At 67.8% G+C, this 23,533-nt stretch carries 14 protein-coding genes; 2 read left to right on the top strand and 12 right to left on the bottom strand.

The genetic code is table 11. The features are described from left to right. Positions 1–64: 64 nt before the first annotated feature. Positions 65–2,485: an Ig-like domain-containing protein gene (locus FL344_RS02090; RefSeq protein ID WP_141617308.1), complete on the bottom strand. Its 2,421-nt coding sequence runs from the start codon at positions 2,483–2,485 to the stop codon at positions 65–67. A gap of 1,354 nt (positions 2,486–3,839) precedes the next feature. Here FL344_RS02090 and FL344_RS02080 point away from each other — a divergent pair. Further along, the gene (locus FL344_RS02080; protein WP_255508162.1) at positions 3,840–4,898 is read left to right on the top strand and encodes an acyltransferase; all 1,059 of its coding nucleotides are present in this window, start codon (positions 3,840–3,842) and stop codon (positions 4,896–4,898) included. A gap of 81 nt (positions 4,899–4,979) precedes the next feature. Here the strand turns inward: FL344_RS02080 and FL344_RS02075 are convergent, their stop codons facing one another. The 8 genes from FL344_RS02075 to FL344_RS02035 all read right to left on the bottom strand — a co-directional run bounded on the left by FL344_RS02075 (position 4,980) and on the right by FL344_RS02035 (position 15,980). Next, positions 4,980–6,407 carry a hypothetical protein gene (locus FL344_RS02075; RefSeq protein ID WP_141617307.1) on the bottom strand — a complete coding sequence of 476 codons (1,428 nt, stop codon included), beginning with the start codon at positions 6,405–6,407 and terminating at the stop codon, positions 4,980–4,982. 407 nt (positions 6,408–6,814) lie between these two features. Beyond that, positions 6,815–7,579, bottom strand: a complete 765-nt coding sequence (locus FL344_RS02070; RefSeq protein ID WP_141617306.1) for a hypothetical protein — start codon at positions 7,577–7,579, stop codon at positions 6,815–6,817. Between the two features lie 250 nt (positions 7,580–7,829). Further along, positions 7,830–8,468, bottom strand: coding sequence for a hypothetical protein (locus tag FL344_RS02060; protein ID WP_228564692.1), 639 nt, complete (start codon positions 8,466–8,468; stop codon positions 7,830–7,832). 309 nt (positions 8,469–8,777) lie between these two features. Then, positions 8,778–10,136, bottom strand: a complete 1,359-nt coding sequence (locus tag FL344_RS02055; RefSeq protein ID WP_141588656.1) for a M23 family metallopeptidase — start codon at positions 10,134–10,136, stop codon at positions 8,778–8,780. Positions 10,137–10,768: 632 nt separating this feature from the next. Continuing rightward, a complete protein-coding gene (locus tag FL344_RS02050) occupies positions 10,769–11,464 on the bottom strand; it encodes a hypothetical protein (protein WP_194858227.1) in 696 nt (231 codons plus the stop codon). Between the two features lie 189 nt (positions 11,465–11,653). Further along, the gene (locus FL344_RS02045; protein WP_141617305.1) at positions 11,654–12,499 is read right to left on the bottom strand and encodes a fatty acid desaturase; all 846 of its coding nucleotides are present in this window, start codon (positions 12,497–12,499) and stop codon (positions 11,654–11,656) included. Further along, a complete protein-coding gene (locus FL344_RS02040; protein WP_141617304.1) occupies positions 12,496–13,932 on the bottom strand; it encodes a cytochrome P450 in 1,437 nt (478 codons plus the stop codon). Before FL344_RS02040 ends, FL344_RS02045 begins: the two co-directional genes overlap by 4 nt. A 20-nt stretch (positions 13,933–13,952) precedes the next feature. Next, a complete protein-coding gene (locus FL344_RS02035) occupies positions 13,953–15,980 on the bottom strand; it encodes a lipoxygenase family protein (RefSeq protein ID WP_141617303.1) in 2,028 nt (675 codons plus the stop codon). 203 nt (positions 15,981–16,183) lie between these two features. Between FL344_RS02035 and FL344_RS02030 the strand changes: the two genes are divergently transcribed. Continuing rightward, positions 16,184–18,253, top strand: coding sequence for a lipoxygenase family protein (locus FL344_RS02030; protein WP_228564691.1), 2,070 nt, complete (start codon positions 16,184–16,186; stop codon positions 18,251–18,253). A gap of 140 nt (positions 18,254–18,393) precedes the next feature. Here FL344_RS02030 and FL344_RS02025 read toward each other — a convergent pair whose 3' ends face one another. The 3 genes from FL344_RS02025 to FL344_RS02015 all read right to left on the bottom strand — a co-directional run bounded on the left by FL344_RS02025 (position 18,394) and on the right by FL344_RS02015 (position 23,430). After that, positions 18,394–18,873, bottom strand: coding sequence for a (2Fe-2S)-binding protein (locus FL344_RS02025; protein WP_141617301.1), 480 nt, complete (start codon positions 18,871–18,873; stop codon positions 18,394–18,396). 2 nt (positions 18,874–18,875) lie between these two features. Continuing rightward, complete coding sequence (locus FL344_RS02020) at positions 18,876–21,032, bottom strand: xanthine dehydrogenase family protein molybdopterin-binding subunit (RefSeq protein WP_141617300.1); 2,157 nt, start codon at positions 21,030–21,032, stop codon at positions 18,876–18,878. A gap of 1,192 nt (positions 21,033–22,224) precedes the next feature. Then, the gene (locus FL344_RS02015) at positions 22,225–23,430 is read right to left on the bottom strand and encodes a kelch repeat-containing protein (RefSeq protein WP_194862957.1); all 1,206 of its coding nucleotides are present in this window, start codon (positions 23,428–23,430) and stop codon (positions 22,225–22,227) included. Positions 23,431–23,533: the final 103 nt, after the last annotated feature.

The raw sequence follows: 23,533 nt of genomic DNA, 5'->3' as shown, positions 1-23,533 counted from the left end.
ATGGGCCACCTGGATGCGCGCCTTCCCTACGACCTGGAAGGCGCGCATCAGGGACCCCGTGGATTCAGTACACCACCACTGAGGCGTAGACACTGGTGCCGTTCGTGTAGGCCACCAGGGCGCCGCCGTTCGAAGGGAGCGCCGCGACTGCTGGCGCGGCGCCCGGCCCTACTGTCCTGGCATCCGTGGCCAGAATCATGGTGGCTCCCACGAGCATCCGGTCCAACTGGACGTCGCCCGTCCCCCGCTGGGACACGATGTAGCCGTTGCCGAGCGCGTCCGCGTCAATCGCTCGGAGGGGAGCGGGACCGATGTCCGTGGGGAGGCCCGGCACCTGGGTGCTTGTCCCCGGCGCGGACATCGGGATGACGTCCACGTTGTCGTCCCCGAAGGAGCCGGTGACGTAGATGAAACCGTTGGAGCCCGTCCAGTCCGAGAAGAACGCCTGCCCCGGTGGGGAGCTCTGCGGACCGAAGGTGGTCCCCTGGTCGCTGCTGCGGCGGATGCGGAACGAGGGGTCGTCGCTCACCGAGAAGACATCTCCGCTGATCTTGTCCACGACGACGTCGAAGTAGGCATTGTTCTGGTCTACCTCCGTCACGCTGAAGTCATTCGCGCCTCGCGCGAAGTTCTGGAGGACGCTCACCCCGGTGGAGCCTCGCGAGACGGAGATGTAGAGGGCGTCGCCCTTGGAATCCAGACTGACGGTAGGGTTGGCCGCCGGGCTGAGGACTCGCGGCGCCTCCCAGCTTGCTCCCGCGTCGACGGTCCGGGTGAACATCAGCGTGCCCGCGCTGGTGGCCGCGACGTAGGCAATTCCGGTGGGGCCGCCTTCAATCGCGACTTCCGCTGCGTTGGTGATGCCCAGGGGCGTGGGGCCCACCCAGGTGTGGCCACGGTCCACGCTCACGCTGACATGGACCGCGCCACCGCAGCTCATGACGACGTAGAAGCGCCCCAGTGCATCCACCGCCGCCTTGCGGCCTGGGTTCGAGTTGGCCGTGGTGCAGTTCATTGCCCCGCTGATGAGCGTGGGGGGCACATTCGAAAAGGCATCCAGTTGGCACGCGGCGTCGCAGCCATCCCCGGGAGTCGTACCGCCATCATCGCACTGCTCACCCGTCACGCTGTCGACCAGTCCGTCGCCGCATACCTCCACGCCATGGCAGTCCGCTCGGCAGCCATCTCCCGCGACGCGGTTGCCGTCGTCACACACCTCATCCAAATCGATGTAGCCGTCGCCGCAGACAGGCGGCCCCCTGACGGTGATGGTGACGGTCGCGGTATGGGAGGTCAGCGCGCCATCGTTGGCCGTGAAGGTGAACAAGTCCTCCCCCTGGAAGTCCGCGGCCGGCGTGTAGAGCAATTGGGCGCCCGTCCCGGACAGGGTGCCGTGAGCGGGAGCCGTCACGGTGAACGCGAGCGCATCCCCATCCACGTCCGTGGCTGCCAGCGTGATGGGCGTCGGCGTGTTGTGGCCCACCGTCACAGCGGCAGACGCAGCCACGGGCGCGTCGTTGACCGGAGTCACCGTGACCGAGACGGTGGCCGTTGCCTGCTTCTTGCCGTCGGAGACCGTGACCTGGAAGGTGTCCTCTCCGGCGAAGTTCGCGTTCGGGGTGTACGTCACCGACGCCCCCGTGCCGGTGAGCATTCCATGGCCGGGCAGGGTGAAGGAGAAGTCGAGCACGTCGCCATCCGGGTCCACCGCGGGGATGGTGATGTCCACCGGGATGTCCTCGGAGGTGGTCGCGTGGACGTCCTCGACCGTGGGCGCTGAGTTGTTGTCGCAAACGCTTGGCTGCCCCGTGCAGGTGTAGCCCGGCTCCACCTCACAGACACTGTTACAGCCATCTCCCGAGAGCAGATTGCCGTCGTCACACTTTTCGAACCCGCCCAGCACCCCATCACCGCAGAAGGCCCGTAGCGACGTCTCCACCGCGTCCACCAGGTAGAGCGCGAGCACTGCGCCCCTCAGTCGCACGTATCGATAGGGCACGTTCCCCGGGTACGTCGCCACCGCCACATGCGTCCCCAGGCCCAACTCCACCAGGTGCAACGAGCTGGAGCCGATGAAGGTCCCGTCCGCCTTCAGGAAGTCCACCTGCGCCACCAGCGCCAACGACAGACCTTGGTAATACACGCGCAGGTCGCCGGTGCCTTCCTCTCCCTGGCCCAGGTCCAGCACCAGCGCCGTGTTGAGCAAGCCCAGCAGTGTCGCGGCCTGCCCGTCCGGAGCGCCCAGCGCTGCGCTCGCGTTGAGCACCGTCGCCGTGGTGCCTGATGCCACCGCGTCCGCATACGGGTCCCACGTCAACGAGGCTTCCGGACGCTCACGCGTCAACGCCCCGCTGTCCTCTTGCGACACCTCATTCTCCAGAGGACGTACCGTCTCCTCCAGGGACTCCACACCACATGCTCCCAGCGACAAGGCCAGCGTCACGCCCAGCCCCCAAGACCGCAGCACACCAGAACGGCTTCGCATCGAGTGTCTCCCCCCGAGGAGCACGATGAAGCCCGGAATGGGCCGCCCTCCTCATGGAATGCACGACGCCACTCCACGCTCTCCACCGCTCGGCGCGCAAGACGCGGATGGCCAACGTCGTCCCGACATCCACCGTCAGGCACTTGAGTGCCATGGACACAGTTCCTGGCATGCATCCGCCCGCCTCCGCGAATCGACGGGGCCGTGAGGGGGAAGGGCAGCGGTATCACTCACCTCTCCAGGTGAGTGGAGCGCGCCCGGTTCATGATTCTGGGCCTCGATGAGACAGGGCCAGGTGCCGCGCCGGGGCATCCGGCTGCTGGCCTCCGAGTTCGGCGGCGTGGCGCCGCTGGGGGCTCGACAGATGATGAGGCTCGACATCGGCCTCGTGCGTTGCCCGAGGCGCAAAGCCTGGCGCGAGGCAACGAAGCGCTGCGCGTCAGGCGGAGCGCTGCTCTCCCGGAGCGGACTCGCTCTCCTTGAGGTGCGATTGTCGCCAACGTGCCAGCGCCTCTGTCTTCTCCTGCCGGGTGAATCCGGCAGGAAGACGGCGGCAGGGAGAGGCTTCGCGCCTGGGCGTGGATGCGCAAGTCGTAGCGCCCGGACTTCAGCCCTGCGCGCGACCACAGTCCGGCGAGCACACCGCTGGTGTACCGCACCGGATTGTTGAGACACTGGGTAGGTGGCCGTTCGGCCGCCTGCCTCTGCATCAACGCTCGCCGGGCTTACCTCGGTGAGCGGAACTCGTGATTCTCTAGCAGCCAGTGCTCGTTGTACCGGGGGCCACTCCATCAGGGGTCGCCGGAATTCCTCTGCGGTAACGAAGGCGCGTCCAGCGCAGTCGTTAGAGGTGTGCCCGGTGAGCGGTGACGCACGAGGCCAACGTACTGACGTGGTGGGCTCGGACCGGCACCGCGCTTGTTCTGTCACATACACGATGGTGGTTTCTCTCCGCACCTGGATGCCTTGCGGCGCGTCGCTCATGCTCGTGCCGTGATGGACTCCGTCCACCATGTGCTGCCTGGTTCCGGGGGAACCGTGATGAATCGACACGGAATGATGCGGTCAATTGGCATGGCGCAGGCGCTCGTCGCTTCCTTGTGCGGCTGTGGCGCCGAGGACTGTCCAGGCTTGCTTCGCCAAGATGACATGGCGCCTTACTCGATGGCAGTGAAGCAGGACCTCACTGTCTGGGAATGCGTAGCCACGCCTTCATCCGCGAATCACTCATAGTCGACCCCGCGTGAAAGACAATGCGAGGCGCCATTCATCCCCCTCTCACTCGCAGACCTCGGACGCGGGAGTCCTGGACTCAGGGCCCTCACGCAAGGACGGCCTGGACGCGCTCCGGGCTTTGGCCATCGTTTCGGTGCTCTGTTTCCACGCCCCGGAGTCCGTGCGGCGGGCCCTGCCGGAGGTACTCCGTGCCAGCTTCGAAGTGGGCTGGGTGGGCGTGGACCTGTTCTTCGTCCTCTCCGGCTACCTCATTGGTCGGCAGGTGTTCGCGATGGAGGACTCAGCGCCTCTGGGACTTCGGCTCCGCACGTTCTGGCTCAAGCGGTGGATGCGAACACTTCCGCTCTACTTGGTCGTCCTCGCCTTCTATTCACTGAAACCATGGTTGTTCGGGACACCCTTCGTGGGAGGAGGTTGGCACTACCTCGTCTTCTTCCAGAACTACGTCGGCGTGCGCGACTTCGTGCAGAGTTGGTCGCTCTGTGTCGAAGAACACTTCTACGTGGCCCTGCCGCTGCTCGCCTTCGGCCTGCGCGCCCGCTCCGCCCCCGCCTGGGCATGGCTGATGCCCTTGCTCCTGAGCTTGGGGGCCCGGGCCTGGGAGGTACACACCGCCACGCCGGGCCTGTTGCACGCGGAGCAGTGGGTGCGATTGCAGTGGCCCACCCACCTCCACCTGGATGGACTCGCGGTGGGTGTCTTTCTCGCGAAGACCGCGCCGCGCTGGCAACGGTGGCCCCAGGCTTGGCGAGGGGCCTGCGGCGCGATGGGCGTCCTGTTGCTCGGGGTGACCTTGGCGGTGTGCGTGCCTCAACTGCCGGACTGGGGAGGCGTGTGGATCTTCGCAGGGCTCGCGGTGGGATTTGGCGGGCTGCTCGTGGCCACGGAAGCGGTTGCGCTGCCCGCACCGCTGAGAGGTCTCGTGTACCAGGCCGCGGTCCTCTCCTATGGCACCTATCTCTGGTTCTGGGTCGTGGCGCGCGTGTTCGAGCGGCGAAGCCTGACCTTGGGCGTGTGGGGATTGGATCTGCTCGCCTTCATCACGGTGACGCATGGGGTCGCATGGGTGACCTACGTCGCGGTGGAGAGACCTGCCCTGCGGCTGCGGGATAGGCTGCTTGCGTGGCAGGACTCGCGGGCGGAGGCGCGTGGCGGGGTGGTGGCACCCGGACGCTAACGGCTCGGCAGTACAGACGGCGCCTCCTCCTCGCGTCATTCGAAGGCCGAGCGCGTGCGTCCCGGCAGGTCATTCAGACAGTCATTTCGAGCGCTGCTCGAGCTTCCGTAATTCTCGCTCCGCGTACTTGCGTTGAGCCGCGGTGACCTTGTGCTGCAGGAAGGACCGATAGGCCTTGATGGCCTCAGGCCCCTTCCCCATGTCCCGAAACAGGTCTCCTCGATTCAGGTTGAGCACGTTGCGCTCGTGGCCCGTAGCGGTGAGCATCGCCAGGCATTCGTCGAACACGGCCTCGGCCTGGGACCACTCCTTGTGGGACCACAGCGCGAAGCCGAGATTGTTGAGGAGCTCCGCCCGGAGGTCGATGGTTGCCTCCAATTGCTGGTTCAGTTGTTCCCGCAGGGTTGCGTCCTCCACAGCGAACTCGTCCAGGGTTCCCCCAGCCATCGGCCGGCCGTTCTCAAGCCATGTCCGGTACAGCGTGGTCCATGCGCTGAGCGCCGCCTTCTGGTTCTCCGTTCTCCACTGAGTGAGCGCATCCTCGTTCGCGGCGAGCAGGCCTTGATGGGTGCGGCGGAGCTCCTCCAACTCCTTCAGGTTTTCGACCCTGTTCTTCTCCGTCAGCCGTCCGTCCTTTTGCATCTCCTCGAACTCCGGAAGGGAGTATGGGCGACCCATGTAAGCCTCGCACGTGACGCCTGCCTCACCCGTCTGCGCGAACGTGCAATCACAAGAAGGAAGCGCGGTGCCCCCACCCATCCTGCTCATGGTGTACGCCGTCTGGGGCAGCCGGATATGCGGGTCGTCGGCGGAGACGGTCCCCTCGAGACATTCGCAGATCTCCCGTGTCATGGCCTTGCTGGCCGTGGCGTTCACTTCAGGGTTGATGCTGTCGATGACCCACAGGGCGCACTCATCCTGGGACGCAGCGAGGAGCCAGCGGGAGTTGGGCTGGTAGGACCAATTGAGCTCGCGAGCCCCTCCGTCCCTGGGACCGAGTGCCTTCTCCAGGGCGGCAGCTGCCTCTGGAAAGGCCTCCGCGGGGGAGTGTGCCTCATCCGGAAAGAGGGAAACGGCCCATGCATCCTTCATGCGCTGGAGCTGGACCAGACACCGCTGAGGAGCATTGCCGAAGCGGATCGCGGCGGAGGTCTCGCTCTGGGGCTCGGGGATGAGCCGCGCCACCTGGCCCATCGGCGGACAGCCATTGAGCGGCAGTCTCGTTCGTGCCAGGGCCGGGGCAACGAGCTGCCCCGTGCGTGGGTCCACCACGAAGAAGGCATCATGGAAAGGGAGCTTGTCCGCGTACTGGCGGGTCCATCGGCTGGGGACGAGGAAGTAGCCCACGTGAAGTCCGACCTCCGGGAGGTCGACCCAGCGCTCCTCGAAGAGGAATCGTCCGCCGCGCCAGTCCTGGAAGGCGGGGGTCTTCTTGAGGTTCGCCGACGAAATCTCCAGGGAGGGCGCGGGCGCGACGGCGACCAGGAGTGGCAGGAGGAGTGGGAGCATGAGCGGTCTGTGAATGTACGCCTGGCGCGGCCTTCGCGTGAAGTCCGCGACCCAGTGGAGTTGCCCACGTTGATTCATTGGCGGAGCGCGAGCCTCTTCAGAGTGGGACTCGACCGCCCGCATGCAGGTCGCCGTGGACGCTTCGTTGTTGACGGAGGCTTGCCACTCTCCGGTCAGATGAATCCGGTAGCGTTAGGAATTGGCGCGGAAGTCCGCGTAGGCCACGAGGAGTTGCTGCAGTTGGGAATCAGGCCTGCGACAGGTCATCCCGCCCAGGTGGGGCCCCTGCTGGCGCACGAAGCGTCTGTCGTTGCGCCTCCTAGACCGGGGTTCGATGCATCGGTCTGATGCACCTTTCGGGCGCGGTCACGGCAGAGGCCTGCCTGCTCTCTGCGCTGTCGCTCGCCTCACGGTTTCGACCTCGACGCGGGAGCTACCGCGCCAGGCAGCGCGACCTCCGACGGGGGCAGCTTCGAGAAGACGGAGCCCGCGGAGCGGAGGGAGATGCGCTGATAGCGCGCATAGGCCTCCACGAGTGCCGTGCGCATGGCCTTGGGCTCCGTGGGCCCATGGCGCGCCACGGTGCTGGCCAGCGCTTCCAGCAGATAGGCCTCGGGCGCCATCAGCGTTCGCGTGAGCGCGATGGGGCTCGCGCCCAGCGTCTTCAGCACCGGACCGAAGTACTGCTCGCTCATGCATGCCAGGACGACCACGGGCCTGGGCGTGGCTCCCGGCGGTGCAACCACTTGGGGAGGCTTGCGGTCCATGAGCCGGTCATGTCCGGCCCACACCAACAGGTCGGCGCGACTCGCGCCCGCCGCCGCACGCAGGAAGTCCTCCAGCGCCGTGTCTATGGCGTCGCCCGCGTAGGCGCGAAGCCGCAGCCGCACGGGCCGCTCTCCCTTCGCCGCGGTCCGCTCCAGGACGAGCTCGCGTAGTACCGCGACCCCTTCGGGGCCCGGCTCCCGGCTCACCAACTTGAATCCAGGAGCCCGTGAGAGGAACCGCTCCGCACCGTACATCGCCCCCCAGTAGAGGTTTGTCTCCAGTGCGCGCGGAGCCCCCGCGGGAGGACGGCCGCACTCGATCAACGCGTTGTCACACAGCGGGACGAAGACCTCGACCTCCACCGGAGGCACGGCCAACAGGCTCAGCAACACGACAGTCAGCACAGCAGACCTCCAGCGGGTGCTTACACGAGACACCCGTGGCGAATCCATCGTTCCGTCGCACAAGCCACTCGCCCCTCCCATGGCCTGCTCGACGGCTCCGTGCGTGGGGGGGGCCCCACGGAGCCATCCGGCTACGCGACGTTCGTCTCCCAGGGGAGCGCGCGCCTGCCTTGGCCCGTACGTCATTCGACAGCGAGCCGCTGGCCGTCTTGGAGGAGGGGCTCACCACTTCTCTTGGAGCGTTCCTCGACTACAGGTGCGACGTGAGCCGGGCATCCTTCCCATGCGCGCTACCGGGGGGCCGTGTCCCGTTGACGCCTCCCGGCTGAACAACTGCTGCACCTTCGTCGAAGCCCTGCTGGTGAAGGCCTTCTCCGCAAGGAAGTCGTGCACGGAGCGCCTCGATGAAGTGGTCCGCGACCACCACCGAGTTGGCCACCACTCCGAACGCGGGCGCCAGGCGCGAGAGGAACGCCGCCGCCGCCTCGCCCGTCTGCGCGGCGATGCGGCCCGACTCACCGAGGGTGCGCATCGCGAAGGCCGCGGCCTCCGCGCCGCTGCGGCCCGAACTGGCCAGGGCCTTGATGAAGTCGCCCCACTCGCCCCGTATCGCGTCGTTCGTCGCGCTCGCTAGGCCGTAGGCGGCGCCCACGCCCGCCAGCGCCGCGCCCAGCTTTCCGTCTGACTTCGAGAGCTCCAGCAGTGGTTCCGGAGTGCCCGACGCGAGCGCCGCCTTGATTGTCTCAATGCCAGACTTGACGGACGAGCCTCCCTCGGAGAGCTGGGCGAGCGGCTCGGTGATTGCCGTGAGCTGCTGCAGCGCCGCCTCGACATCGCCGTTGTTCTCGGCCAGGAGCTGGCCGGAAGTGGTGTTGAGCGCCGTCGCCACGACGTCGTCGTCAATCTGCTACTTGAGGCTCTCGAAGGCGGTTCCCGCCGGGTCATTCGGGTCCAACGCCTTGGCAGCCCACTCGAGTGCGCCCTTGGCCTGCGAGGACTCCCCGAGCGACGTTGCCGCCTCGAGGCTCTCCTTGGCGTCCTGGAGGCCCTTGGAGAGCTGGGCCTGCGCGAGCGCCCGCTGCGCCGCCTCCTGGGCCCTGTGGCGGGCCTCCTCGGCGGCGCGACGGGCTGCCTCCGCCGCGCTGCTCGCGGTGGACGCACCGGCCGAAGAGACACCACCTGTGACGCGCGTTGCGTCTCAGAGCGTCAGGCCGACCAACGGGGCTGAGGCGACATCCGGGACGAGGCTGAGCCGCCGTCCCGGGTTCGTCGTCTGTCCAGTCGGCACGCACATCCAGCCCGACGAGGTGCCCCAGACGTGGGTGATGGCCCCGTTGTGGTTGGCGACCAATTGCGGCCAGCCATAGGCGGCGCGGCCGGCGATGGGCGTCCCAGTTGGCAGTGACGCCGTGGTCGGTATCCGGTGCCACCTCCCGTTTGCCCCGAAGAGGTGGTGCACCCGGCTGAACTCCAGTGACAGGCCTTGCAGGCTTCCATCCGGCTGAATCACGGCGACCAGGTCGGCGCCGGGCTGCAGGTCCACCTGGGTGTCACCCTTGTGCCAGCCGGAACCGTCAGCCCAGACATGGAACAGCCGGCCGTTGTCGTTGAACAGGCCATGAAGGTCCGTTCCATTGGCCGTCATCGAGAAGGTGCAGTTGCCAGACACCGTCACGGACGACGGGAACTTCTTCCAGCCATTGCCGTCGAAGGTGTGCCAGAGCCGTCCGTCCTCGAGCGTAAAGATCTGGGCCGAGGCATTGGCCGGGGTCCGCAGCACGTTGAGCGGCGCCCCCGGGTCCATCGCCAGGCCACTGCTCATCGTGGTCCAGCCGTTGCTGCCGGCGTAGACCAGCCTCATCACGCCGTCGATGTTCGCCATGGCACGCGGCGACTGTCCAGGGCCCGGCGAGAACGCCCCGTAGGTCGTGTTGCCCGGCAGCACGAGGTTGCTGAGCATGTGGGCCCAGCCCCCCGCGGTGCCGAGATGCCCGAGGCGCCGGTCCTCCAGCGGCAGACCGCCCCCGGTGCCGCCGCTGCCGGCGCCGACGTAGTCGAGCGGGTTCACCCGGGTGCCGCCGGCGGTCACCAGATGCCAGTGCAGATGCGGACCCGTCGAGGACCCGGAGCCGGGTGCACCCGCAGCGCCACCGGAGTACCCGACGATTTCTCCCTGTTGGACGTAGCGCTCGCCGCCGTTGAAGCCGGACAGGTGGAGGTACTGGCTCCTCATGCCGTTGGCCATCACGACGGTCGCGGTGTATCCGCCCGTGCCGTTGTTCCAGTCGATCAGGAGCTGACCCGACGCGCAGGCCGGGAGCGGCGTACCAACGCCCATCACGTAGTCGATGCCGCCCAGGGAGCCGCGGTTGACGTGGTCCCACCACCCATCCGAGATGGAGTAGCCAGCGAATGGGTTGATGATTGTCTCTGCGGCGTGGGCGGTGCCAATCAGCAGGCCAGACCCGCCAAAGGCGGCGAAGCCGGCCGCGGCACTGCCGGCACGCAGAAGGGAGCGCCGGGAGAGTTGGCGAGGGTTGCGGGACTCGGGAGACATCAAAACCTCCAGTGGGGATGGGGAGAGGTCGTTGAGACTGCGGCTCGCTTTGTCACGGTCTGTGGCCCGCCCAGGCAGTGGAACCGCCGCGAGCGATTGGCCTCAGGGCGCGACAATCGCTTTGTCGAATCGAGGTGGTTCAGATATACGAGAAAAAGCGAGTGTCTGTGCTGGCGTCGCTCAAGCACCCGGTGACCGGCAAGGGGCCCGCGCGCATCCGGAAGGAATTATCTGAGCCGATATCGTTTTGTTTCCGCCCAGCATGCTTGTTGGCGTTTTACTGCTGACGTGCAAGCACGCGTCGAGGGGGCGACTGACCGGGCTGGTTGAATAATTCAGGCGGACTGGGACGAGTGTCCGAATCAGCCCCCATTACCGGGAGTTGGGTATCACCCGGCTCCAATGGCCGAGACGCTCGAGGCTCGCTTCGGTCCGGGCACCGCCAAGGCGCCTCCATCCGCACCGAGGGCTCACGATGACGTCACTTCGCGAGTTCCGCACTGCGAAATCTCAACCCTGAGCTGACGCAGCGACCGAACGTGGAATAGGCACAGCGGTTGGCCTGGAGTTGTGGGGGTGGACCAGGTCTGTGCCCCCTCAGCCTGACGATGCGTGCTGAGAGACGGACGCGGTCACCCGCCCGAAGCGCTTCGTTTCGGAGCGGGGACATTCTCGCTGGGCGCAGGTGTAGGGGGCGGTAGCGTGCCGCCAGCGATGCGAAAGACCCGGTGGAGTGAGAGCAGGTATCCGGCTTTCGCCCCCTGCCCACTCAGGGTCCACACGGTGCGCCGGTTGGTGCTGTTGAGCACCCGTGCCAGGACGGTGCGCGCGGGCTCCTGGGTGACAGCATCCACGGCAATGGGGGTCTCCAACTGGAGTCCGGGCGTGCTCCCCAGTTCGACGCGTGTCCCGCTCTGTCGGGTGACCTCGGCGCAGAGGGCCCGGAGGACCTCTCCCAGGGAACGCTCCTGACGAGACATTGTGATGGGAGTGTCCAGGGGAGAGCCCTGCACGGGCGTGATGTGCCAGAGCCCCCCGGCACGCACCAGGCGGAAGCGTGGGGCATTCTTTCCCGCCTGTTGGGCAAGGAGTCGCGTCAGCACCTCCTCCTGAAGCTTCAAGTCCGCTCGGGTCGCCTCCGTCACGGTGTAGGTCAGGTCGAGGGGGCTCGCTGCCGGAAGCGCCTCCAGCGGTTCTTCGTAGGTGATGCCCCAACCCTCTCGCGTCTCCAGCCGCTTCGCGGCGGTGGCGAGCGGCTGGGGCGAGTCGTTGATCGTGAGTCGGACTTCCTCGCTCCAGGCAGTCCCCCCGGAAAGAAAGACAGTCAACAGAGTGGCGGCACGAATCCCAGATTGCCTCATGGACATGGCAGGGCTCCTTTGGTGTGAAAGCCCATGGCAAGTGTCGTGCCGTGGAGAAGCCCTTGGATTTCTTTGCTGGCGCGGTGCCTTTCCAGTGGGAGCTGCGACAGTTTGTCGCTCGCTCGCACCCCGTACACGACGTCCTGCGTCCGCCTATTACGGGGTGATGGCGCCGAACTCCGCCTCGGCCGGTTCGATTTTCGCCTCCGGGTTGGTCCACACGAAGGGGATGCCCGGCTGCCGGTAGTGCGTGGCCGGAATGTCCTGGGCGAGCTGCGCGTGAAGCTCGGGCAGTTGAGACCAGTGCAGCCCGTGCTTCGCGTGGTGCGCGGTGTGGTAGCCCAGGTTGCCGGTCATCAGGTTGTAGCCCTTGTGCAGGATGTTGTACGAGGCGTGGGTGTGCTCCGTCGCCTCCAGCCCCACGTGGTGGAAGTAGGTGGCCCAGACGGTGACGTAGAGTGACGTCACCATGGGCAGCAGGAACACCCAGAGGGCGTTGTACCAGTCGTGCCAGAACAGCACGCCGAGCAGTGCCACCTGGAGCGCGCCCATGGCCAGGAAGACGCGCATCACCTTGGGATATGAGCGGCCCACGCGGAAGGCGCGGGGATAGGCGACGAGCGCGTTGAAGACGGAGTACTCCACCTCGCCCATGGTGGACCCGTCGCGGCGCTTCCATGCCGATTCGTCCTGGGTCTGGTCCAGGTAGTTGCGGTGGTGGCCCAGCACGTGGTGCAGGAACCACGCATGGGACGTCACGCCCGTCTGGAAGCCGAAGATGACCTCCAGGAGTCGGTTGGGCAGCGCATGACGGAACATGGGCACATGCTGGTGGTGGTGGTTCCACGCGCTGATCCACCCCTTGGGAATCACTCCCAGGGCGAGCCAGAGGATGGGGAACCACCAGCTTCGCGCCGTGAAGAAGACCGTCAGGTCCAGGGCGAACACCAGGGTGAACAGCAGGACAGGGATGCGGTCTCGGGGATGTCGGAACAAGGTCATGCGGATTCCACTGCGGGGGGAGGAGGGGCTCCCGTGGGAGGGTGAAGGGTCTGCCCCTGGCGCGGGACGAGCTTGCCCGTGACACCCTGGGGCCGCACCACGCCGAAGAAGAAGCCCTCCTCGAAGGGCTCCGTCGAGTCGACGTGGATGCGCGCGCGGGCGGAGACGGTGGCCAGGGCCGTGCGCAGGTACACCAGGGCGAAGTCCCCGGCCACGCAGGCGCGAGGACCCCGGCCGAAGGGGAAGAAGTGGCCGCTGCCGTGCGGATTCCGGGCCGCGCCCCCGTCGAGCCAGCGCTCCGGGGCGAACGTCTCCGGGTCCGTCCAGTGGCTCGGGTCCCGGTGCAGGTGCTGGTTGGAAATCATGAGCGTCGTGCCCGGCGGCAGCGTGACTTCCGCCAGCCGCGTCGGCGTGGGCGGCGTGCGGCGCAGGAAGATGCGCACTGCGGGCAGGATTCTCAGCGCCTCGTAGGCCACGGCCTCACCCCAGGGCGCGTCCTTCAGGCGCTCCAGGGTGAGCGGCCCCTGCGCCAGCGCGGCGGACTCCAGCGCCAGCCGCTCCTCGGTGGCGGGGTACTTGTTCAGCTGATGGAAGGCGCCCACCAGGGTGGTGCTCGAGGAGAACACGCCGCCGAAGAAGAACCCGCCGAGCAGGTTCGCGTGCACCACGTCATCGAGCTGGGGCATCTCGCGCAGCGTCCACGACATCAGGTCCACGCGGTGCGGCGCCGGGTCCTTCCGCGCCGCGCGAACCTTCTCCAGGAACAGGCCGTAGAAGCGCTCCTTCGCATCTGCGAAACCCTTGGGCGGTGAGACGAACTTCAACGGCAGCTTCGCCTGGATGCGCGCGTCGGCCGCCGCCGCCAGGAGCATGAAGTCGTCGTACACGGACGTGGGCAGCTTCTCGCCCACCGTGGCCACGCAGAACGCGTCGAACGTCAGCTGGCGCAGCGTGGGCGTCAGGTCGATGGAGGGCTGCTGGAGCAGCGCCTCCACCGACTCGAGGATGGCCGCGCGCAGGGGCTCCACCTGGGCCGCTTGCCAGGCGGGAGTCCACGGCTGGGCCAGCGGATCCATGGCGTGCTTGCGAGCCCAGTCCTCGCCCTGCTGGGCGATGAAGGGCGTGTCGTCCGTGACGGAGTGGCGAATCTGGTCGCCGATGTTGCCCTTCTCGAACTCCAGTCGGCGCATCTCCAGCACCTCGTGGATGAGGTTGGGGTCATTGAGCACCAGCGCCGGGCTGGGCCCCAGCCAGGTGACGGCGACGGGGCCGTAGGTGCGCGCGTAGCGGGCGCAGACGTCCCACGGCTGGGCGCCGAGGAAGTCTCCGATGTTGCCCAGAATCCCCGGCGGGGGGCCCGGCAGGCTGGCCAGGGGCTTGCGCCGGCCACCGAAGAACAGGCTGAAGAGACCTCGAGAGAGCAGGTTGGGCATGAGCGTGTGTCTCCAGGGGCTCAGACGGTGATGCCGCAGGGAATCCGGTCGGGACGCAGGACGGTGTAGGGCACCTCGGCGCCCGCGTTGCGCGCCTCCACCGCCTCGCGCTGGGCACGCAGGCGCTCCTGGAACCGCTGGCGGATGGCCACCAGCTCCGGCTCGTGGAAGTACTCCTCGCGCCAGCCGCCCTCGTGCAGCAGGTACTCCTCGTCGTCTCCGAAGCTGGAGAGCGCCCGGCCGATGGCGACCTGCCAGAGCATCTGGGACTTGGTGGGAATCATCTCGGGGATGTCCTCGGCACGCAGCGTCCCCTTCTGCCGGGGGGGCTCCCGGCGCATGCTCAGGGGCGCATTCGGTACGAAGGCGTAGTGCTCGTATTGCAGGTAGTTCACCGCCGCGTGCTGCACGCTGACCGTGAAGACGACGGTGGTGAGGATGTCGACCAGGTCGTCGACGCGGCGCAGCTCCCGGCAGGGCAGCTTGTCCACGGGCAGCCCGCGCTCGGTGAGGTCCTTCCACCATTGCTGCATCTCGGTGTCGGCCTCGAGGTCGGCATCGGTCCGGTAGAAGTGCCTGAGGACGCCGCCGACGTACTCCTCGAGCGCGTCCCACAAGGGCAGGGCGTCGTCGCGGTACGGGTAGTTGGGGAGCACGGCCGGGTCCAGCACCCCTCGGCGCTCGAGGTCCTGACGGGGCTTGTTGTCCGCCAGCGTCCAGCGCTGGAAGCCCTTCTTGCCCAGTTGGAGGTGGCCCTTGTCGGGGCCGCCCGTTGCGATGAAGTCGTCGAACACCCCGCCCGCGTCGAGCAGGCCCTTGCGTGCGCCCTCGTTGATGGCGAGCGTGTAGCGGAAGTGCCGCCGCAGCAGCTTGTAGACGGGGTGCGGGTCCGGCAGGTTGCGCATCGTCGCCACGACGAACGGCTCCGCCACGAAGTGTGTGCGCAGCGCGTGCGTCACCATCTGGTGCGCGTTGCCCTCGCTGCACCGGAGGTAGATTTTCGCGGCGAGCCAGTCGTACGCGTCGTCGTTCGGCGTGAAGACGGGGTCCTTCTGGGCGTCGCGTCCGAGCTGGATGGCCAGGGGCCGCAGCTGACGCTGGTCATCCAGGTACAGCAGGCAGCGCGCCGCAGGGGCCCAGCGCCGCTCCTCGACGCCGTCCTCGCCGACCTTCCGGTACATCCTGATGTCGTCGAGGATTTCGAAGTCGAGCAGGAAGATGCGCTTGGCGTCGAGCGCCCTGGCCAGCGTGGTGCCGGGCGACAAGAGGCCCCGGACGTCGTCGTCGGTGAGCGGCATGCCCTCCGGCAGACTGGGGATGAGCGTGATGTGGAGGGGGGCGATGCCCTGGATGGCCTGTCGCGCGAACTCGAGGTCGTCCTTCCAGCGCTGGGCGAGCTGGGGCACCTCCAGGTGTTTGAAGAAGTCGAAGATGTCCACCAGCCCGTTCCAGGCGCGGGTCAGCATGGGCAGGTTCAGCTTGATGGCCGCCAGCGTCTTGGCGATGACCACTTCGTAGCTGCCCTCCGTCAGGCCCCGGTAGAGCTCGTCCTTTGGCAGGGGCCTCCCCTCGCTGAGGTCGAGCGCGCCGGGAAGCCCCTCGGTCATCTCAGGCGCGCGCCACGGGTACATCCGCTGGCGGGCTTCGAGCAGCTCGCGCCGCGCAGTGGACTCGCGCTCGCTGCCTGCCTGGCAAGCGAGCTTCGCGCTCCCCTCCAGCACGTCGACCGTGGCGCCACCCAGCACCCACCGGTAGAGAGGGAAGCGCCACTGCTTCTCTCCGGCCGTGACGGTTGCCCAGTCGAGCAGCCAGTCGGAAGCCACGCCGCCCGCGTTGCTGAAGCGCAACAGGACCAGGTCACCGAGGTCCTCGGAGGAGAGGGCGTATTCGTCCTCCGCGCCCGCCTCGAAGTCGTTGTGGAAGTGCTTGTCCAGCACGCAGGGGGCGCTCTGTCCTCGCGTGCCCACGAGGACGATGGAGATGTTCGCATCCGTCCCCGCGCCGAGCTTCGTGCCCGTTCGAATCGTGAGTTTGTACTCGACAGTCATGGAACCCTCTGTGTAGCGGGCGCAGACCGTAGAACGAGAAAAGTAGGACCTCAAGCCATGGTATCCTCCCCAGGGAATGACGCCGGCGTCGCTCAGCGCAGGAACGCATTGAACTAGCGTCTGACGTGAGCGCGAGTGTGACCCGGAGAGGTGGAGCTGATGACAGACGTTGGGACGGGCGCGCCCGCGGCATGGGGACGGGGATGATGTTCGCAGGGCTGCGCCGATGGATGGGCGCTCTCGGGGGCAAAGGACGCGAGAGCGGAAGCAACGAGGTGCTCGACGCGGAGGAGCTGTCCCGGTGGTACTCGGGGCTCGCGCTCGAGGAGCGTCTGGCCATCAGCCGCGAGCTCGCACCGCGTGTCCGGGCTGTCCGTCCCGCGAGGGAGCCCAGCACGCTGCCAGCCGTCGCGGTCGGGCGGCTGGTCTTCGAGCAGGACGGGCCCCAGGGCCCCATTCCCCTGCATCACATCAAGGTGGAGCTGTGGGACCGGGACTTCGGCACGCCGGATGACTTCCTGGGGGAGGGGTTCACGGACGCGGATGGATGTTTTTCCATTCGCTATGACCCGGCCGACGCGGGCGTGAATGACCTGCCCGACCTGGAGGTGCGCTTCTTCGAGCCCCAGCACAGCTTCCGCCCGGATGGGCGGGTGGTGGAGGCATGGCGCCGCATTGGCTCTGAGAAGGGGCCGGATGACCATGGTGGGCTCCACTACGACTTCGGCACGCTGCGGCTGCCTTACTGGGAGTACGACCCCACGACGCCGCTGGCCCGGTTGCTTGTCACGGAGGAGGGGACTCCGCCCACGGCCTACGCGCCGGGACGCGCGCTGGCGATGCTGAAGTCGGTGGCGCCCATCGAGCTCGTCAAGCGCCGCCACCTGCTCCAGGGACGGCTGGGGCAGGCGCCGAGCCTGGACAGGATTCAGGCGGACTATCCGGAGGCGATGACGGTGCGGATGGAGCGCGAGTCGCCGGGCTCCACGCGCACCGACGCCTTCTTTGGAGAGCGGCTGCTCAACGGCATGTTCTCCACCCTCATGGATGGAGACCCGGAGGCCCCCGGCGACCCGGAGGCGTTCCGGCTCTACTTCCCGTGGAACGCCTACGAGCAGGACGGCGTCCACTGCCTGCCGGACGTGGACGTGCGGCTGCGGCTGGTGGAGGGGCGGCTGTTGCCGGTGCGCATCATCCTGGGCATGCGCGAGCCGGGCGCGACGGCGCCGGGCTCTCCCGTGACGCGGCGGAGCTACACGCCCGCGGACGGCGAGGCCTGGGAGGCCGCCAAGCGGATGGCGCGGGTGAGCGCGACGCTGGAGACGGAGCTGGGCAACCACCTGGGGCAGTGCCACTTCAACGTGGAGCAGTACGCCATCGCCGCGCACCGCAATCTGCGCCGCAGTCCGCTGCGCTGGCTGCTCATGCCGCACCTGCGGGAGGTCGTCCTCATCAACCACTCCGCCAACGGCTTCCTGGTGGGACCGACTGGCTACATCACCCGCGCCAGCGCGCTCACCGAGCGCAGCGTGGAGACGCGGCTGTTGCACCTGATGGGCAGCTACGACTGGAAGGGCTTCGCGCCCGCGCCGCCCATCTGTGAGTCGCACCGCTACGCCCGCGCGGCGGGCCTGTTCTGGCGGCTGGTCGGGGAGCACGTGGATGCCTTCTTCGCGGAGCACGGCGCGGCGTTGGAGGCGCAGTGGAGCGAGGTGCGGCGCTTCTCGGACGACCTGGTGGCGCACTCGGCGCCCGCCTTCGTATGCCGCTACCTGCGCGCGACGGTGCCGGGAAAGGCGGCGCCGTGGTTCGTGCGCTCCGAGCGCATGGACCTGGACGCGAAGGTCGCCGCGACCCACGCCAAGGCCGTCAGCGCGGTGACCCGGACGGACACGCCCCAGCCCGGAGAGATGGAGGCGCTCAAGCAGTTGTGCCGGTACGTCATCTACTTCGCGACGTTCCGCCATGCCTGGGCCAACAACCTCCAATGGGACGACGCGGGCGAGGTGCTCTATGCGTGCCTGGGCCTGCGCTGGGGCAAGGCGGGCGCGCTGTCGACGGAGGCGGATCATGACGTCGCGCCACCTCCGGAGGAGGCCACGGAGATGCTCTGGATTTCGTGGATGCTCTCGAAGACGAGCTACGGCTTCCTGCTGGCAAACGAGGAGGCGGACGTGCATCCCCGCTTCGTGGAATGCCTGCGCGCCCACGCCGCCGAGTTCTCCGCGTTGGGGATGGACATCCGAACCGTCAGCTCCCGCATCAATATCTGACACGGCGTGCATCGCGATTGAGGCGGGGCGCCGCAGCGCGCGAACCCAGCCGCTGCGCCCTGCGGCCGCAGGGTCGAGAGCGCCTCTCGCATGGCTTTTCGGAGGGGCACATCCGTGTGGGCGCCCGGGCCTTCTCGGTATCACCTGCCGCCCGCGCCGCTTCGCAGCAGCAGGGCGGCGCGCTTGATGGCGGCCCGGATGCGGACATAGGTTCCACAGCGGCAGACGTTGTCGCTCATCGCCGCGTCGATGTCCGCGTCAGAGGGCTGGGCGTTCTTCTTGAGCAGCGCCACGGCGGCCATGATCTGCCCCGGCTGGCAGAAGCCGCACTGGGCCACGTCCTCGTCCATCCACGCCTGTTGCACGGGATGCAGTCCCTGGGCGCCCAGCCCCTCGATGGTGACCACCTCGCGGCCAGACAGCCCACCCACCGGGTGGATGCAGGGGCGGAAGGCCTCGCCGTCCAGGTGGCTGGTGCACGCGCCGCACACGCCCACGCCGCAGCCGTACTTCGGGCCCGTCACGCCCAGCACGTCGCGCAGCACCCACAGCAGCGACAGGTCCTCGGGCGCCTCCACTGACACCGTCTGGCCATTGAGGATGAACTGATGTGCCGCCATGCTCAGACTCCCTCATCGAGGATGGGAAAGCGGGTGGGCATCGAGCCTCGCGCCCGGGCAATGGCGTTGGTCAGGGCCGCCGCTGCGCTGGGATAGCCGAGCTCGCCCACGCCGCCCACCCGGTCATCCGAGCGGACCAGGTGCACCTGGATGTCGGACGGGACGTGCTTCATGCGCATCCAGCGATAGTCCGCGAAGCTGCCCTCGCGCACGGTGCCCGCGTCGATGTGGATTCCCGCGCTCAGCGTGGTGGACATCGCGTCCACCGCCGCGCCCTGGAGTTGGGCCTCGATGCCCTTGGGGTTGATGGGCAGGCCGACATCCGCGGCGATGACGATGCGCAGGACTCGAGGCGTCCCTCCGGTGACGTCGACTTCGATGAGGTGGGCGATGGCGCTGTCCCACTCCTCGAGGACGGCGACACCCTGGGCGACACCGGGTGGCAGGCTTCGGCCCCACTGTCCCTCCGTGGCGACCTTGTCCAGCACCGCCTTGAGGCGAGTCGAAGTGAGCCGCTCGCGTCGCAGCGTGACGGGGTCCACCTGGAGCTCGCGGGCCAGTTCGTCGACGAAGACCTCGTTGGACACGCCCACCTGGCTGGTGAACACCGAGCGGAACGACGCGGTGGGAATCGGAATCGCCACGTCGCGCAGCTCCTGAGTCACCCATCCGAATCCGTATGGGAGCTTCTGGGAGAGCGCGAAGAAGACCGCGCTGGTCACCTCGGGCAGGACCTCGCCGGCCAGCGCGGTGAGGGCGTCACCGAAGCCGTGGGGGAACTCCACGGTGGGAATGGCGGCGCGGTGATGCCAGCCCAGGACGCGCCCGCCCGGGCCCAGGTAGGCGAGGATGCGGTGGTGGCTGGCGGGGCGGAAGTGGCCGTGGCGCATGTCATCGTCGCGGCTCCACATCAACTTCACCGGTCTGCCGATGGCCCGTGAGACGAGCGCGGCCTCCACCGCGGCCTCGGTGAAGAACCTGCGGCCGAAGCCGCCACCGGCCCGAACGATGTGCACCGTCACTCGCCACGGCGTGAGCTCCCAGCCGAGCGCCCGGGCCACCTCGCGCTGCGCGTATTTGGGGTCCTGCGCCCCCAGCCAGACCTCCGCCTGCTCACCTTGCACGCGGGCCAGGCAGCTCTGCGTCTCCATGGTCGCGTGCGCCAGGTAGGGGAAGTCGAAGCGTCCCTCAATCGTCCGTGCGGTGAACAGCGGCGGCAGGGGTCTTGGGCCGATGCTGTCGCGCAGGCGGGTCCGGATGTCCGCGTCCGACAGCGCGCTGGCGGGGCCGGGCGTCCAGGTGATGCGCAGCGCCGCGCGCGCCGCGAGCGCCTGTCCGAAGGTCCGGGCCACCACCGCCACGCCGGTGCCCAGGGGCACCACCGCCACCACGCCGGGCATCGTCCGCGCCGAGGCATCGTCGACGGACTGGACGGTGCCGCGCAGCGTTGGGGGCCGGGCCACCACCGTCGGCAGCGCCTCGGGGATGTCCAGGTCCAGGGCATAGCGCGTGGCGCCCGTGACGATGTCCCTCGCGTCGATGCGTCCGGTGGGCTGGCCCACCAGCTTGAACCGGCTCACGGGCCTGGGCTGGCTGGAGACCGCGGGGAGCAGCACGCGAGCGGCGTCCTCCGCCAGCTCACCATAGCCGGCCCGCCGCCCGTCGGGTGCGCTCACCACGCCGTGCGAGGTGGCGAGGGTGTGGGCCAGGACGCGCCAGCGCAGCGCCGCGGCAGTGACCAGCCGTGCCCGGGCCTCCGCCGCTGCGGCGCGAAGGGGGCCCGTGAGGAAGCGCATCGTCGACGACAGGCCGGTGAGCTGGATGACCCAGCGGGGGGCCGCGTCGGCGCTGCGCACGTCGACCCGGTCGAGCGCCATGTCGAGTTCCTCGGCGACGAGCATGGCCACGGCGGTGGTGATGCCCTGGCCCATCTCCGTGCGAGGCAGGGTGGTGACGACGCGCCCATCGGTCTGGACAGTGAGATAGAGGCTCAGCGCCGTTGTCGCCTCTTCCGGGCGCTCCGCCGCATCGGCCTCGGGCACGTCGAGCCCCAGCCGGGCGGCAATCATCAACGTGGGAGAGGCCATGACCCACGTCAGGAATCGACGGCGGTCCAGCCCCTCGGAAACGGTCGCGTCTGACTTGCGCAGGTCCGCCATGGGGCAAGGTTTCTCACACTCGCTGCGTGGGTCCAACAACGCGAAGCCGTGCGTTCACCCGTCCGACACGCGTGGCGTTCATCTGAGGACTGTGCAGCCTCGCCCCCTGTGTCAGGGATGATGTCGCCTCGGCCGTGCGCGCCTCGCTCACTGACCGTAAAGGCGCTTGTTGAGGCGATACGCTCGCCCCTGCGGAGCCGTTCGGAGTTGGTGCTGGAGAACCTGGCTCTCTTTGCCAGCAGCTCGCGGTCTTCCGTGAGAAGCGTCCATCCCCGCGGCTTGCCCGGGGCGACCGCCTCTTCTGGGTTGTTCTCCAACGCCTCTGGCCGGGGGGCGGATGCCAATGTGCCTGGTGCAGCCGGCGACAGTCGTGAAGTGGCATCGGATGGGCTTTCGGCTCTTCTGGCGCTGGAAGTCCCGGAGTCGGGCGGGGCGGCCTCGGGTAACTCCGGAACTGCGCGCGTTGATTCGGCGCATGGCCGAAGCCAACCCGACAAGGGGTGCCCCACGCATTCACGGAGAGTTGCTGAAGCTGGGGAGGGAGGTAGGCCAGACAACGGTCGCTCGTTACATGCCCAGGCCAGGGAGGGGAGCGCCGAAGCCATCACCAACATGGCGGAACTTCTTGCGCTTGCATCTGGCGGAGTCCGCGGGGATGGACTTCTTTGTCATTCCGATTGCGACGTTTGGAGTGCTGTTGGGATTTGTTGTTGTGAGTCACCGGAACAGGCGAATCCTCCACCTCCATGTGACAGCGCACCCGACGGAGGAATGGACAAAGCAGCAGTTGCGAGAGGTCTCTCCCTGGGCCAGCGCTCCGAGGTACTTGCACCGAGATAGGGTCAAGCTCTACTCCGAGGGCGTTCGCGCCACGCTTACCCATTTGGGGATTCGCGAGGCGCCGAATGCGGCACAGTGTTCGTGGCAGAAATGCGAGCCGGACGCACCTGTCGCTCGGTAAGGATGCGCCCGAGAGGTGTGAGGTGCACGGCAGGGTGGTGTTATCCCACACGCAGGCCGAGAGGCGTTGCGACGTCTCGTCCGGGCGTAATTCCGACCTCTATCAAGCAGGAGAGAGAGCCTGGCGGCTCGTCGTGCGCATCGCTCACCGTCATGACGCGCGTTTTGACGCAGCCTTGACGCACTCATGACGCAGCGACCGAATTTTGGGTAGGCACAGGGTGACGCTCACTCAGCTCTTCGGCCAGATCAGCTTCCAGAGATCGTCGAGGAACTCGCTCGCGCCGCCGTCGGACGTGGCCCCTCCGTTCAGGTACAGCTCGTAGGCGGTGGGCGTCTCCCGCACGAAGGAGATGCCTCCGACGCGGCCCGGGGGGATGGGAGAGCCGGAGTGGAGGGCCACCTCAGTCCATCGGTTGTCCTTCACTGAGTAGAACCACAGCTCGCTGGAGAGGCCGTCGAAGCGCTGCCCACCGAAGACTACCAGCCCGCCATGGGCGGTGTCGAAGAACGCCACCGCGTTGTCTCGCGGCGAAGGCAGGGGGCCCGCCGGCTGGAGCCGGGTCCACGTGAGCGTCTCGAGGCTCAGCGACCAGAGGTCGTTCTCGTAGTTCGTCGGACCGAAGAGTTCCTCGGCCGGCGTCTCGGGGCCTTGATCCACTCCGAGGCGGTAGCCACCGAAGACGAGCAGCGAGTGGTTGTCCGGATCGTACCCGCCGGCGGCCCAGGCGCGAGGCGCGGGCTTCTCACCGGCTGTTGTGACGAGCCTCCAGCCCGTGTCCTCGTCATGGACGGCGACATCGTTGCGAAGACCGGTGGACGTCGTGGCGAACCGTGGAAGCGTGTTGCCCAAGCCGCCAAACGCATAATAGGTCTTCTTGCCGGGCTGGCCCGCCCGCGGCACTTCCACTACCAGGGCGGAGGAGCGGCGCACTGCGAACGGGTCTCCCAGGCTCTCGGAGGAGACCTGCTCCCAGTGCTGGCGCTGGACGTGGTAGGTCCACATCTCGGGGAACATCGAGTCCGAGCCAGTCCGGAACCGGCCCCGCCCTCCCACGATGCTCACGCAACCGTCGCACGGACCGGGAATCATCAGGGTCTCGGCGCGTGCGGAGGGGGGCGGCGGCGAGGCCAGTTTCCTCCAGGTTGCCGTGGCGATGTCGAAGGCATGGAAGTCGTTGACGGTGAAGTCGTTCGGGAAGTTCCCGCTCTGGCCGCCGAAGCGGTAGATGATGGCCGATGCATCGCTCGTGCGAGCGAACGAGGCACTTGCCTCCCAGCGCGCGGGCGGGAGGTCTCCCTGTTGCTCGACGGTCTCCCAGCGCGGGCTTTCGCAGAGCGGCGAAGCACCCGACTCGGAGGAGGAAGGAGAGGCGTCCGGATTGGCCCCCGCGCACCTGGGCGGCGAAGGCTTCTCGGAGCCACAAGCAGTCAACACGAGCAGGGTGGCAAGGCTGCAGCCGCGGCGAAACAAGGCCAGACGGGGTAAGGCGTAGGAAGCGGACGATGGGATGAGGGGCATGCCCGATGATGCTGCGGAA

The sequence above is a fragment of the Myxococcus sp. AB036A genome (assembly GCF_006547355.1).
Lineage (GTDB): Bacteria > Myxococcota > Myxococcia > Myxococcales > Myxococcaceae > Myxococcus > Myxococcus virescens.
This window is presented reverse-complemented; position numbering and strand designations above follow the sequence as displayed.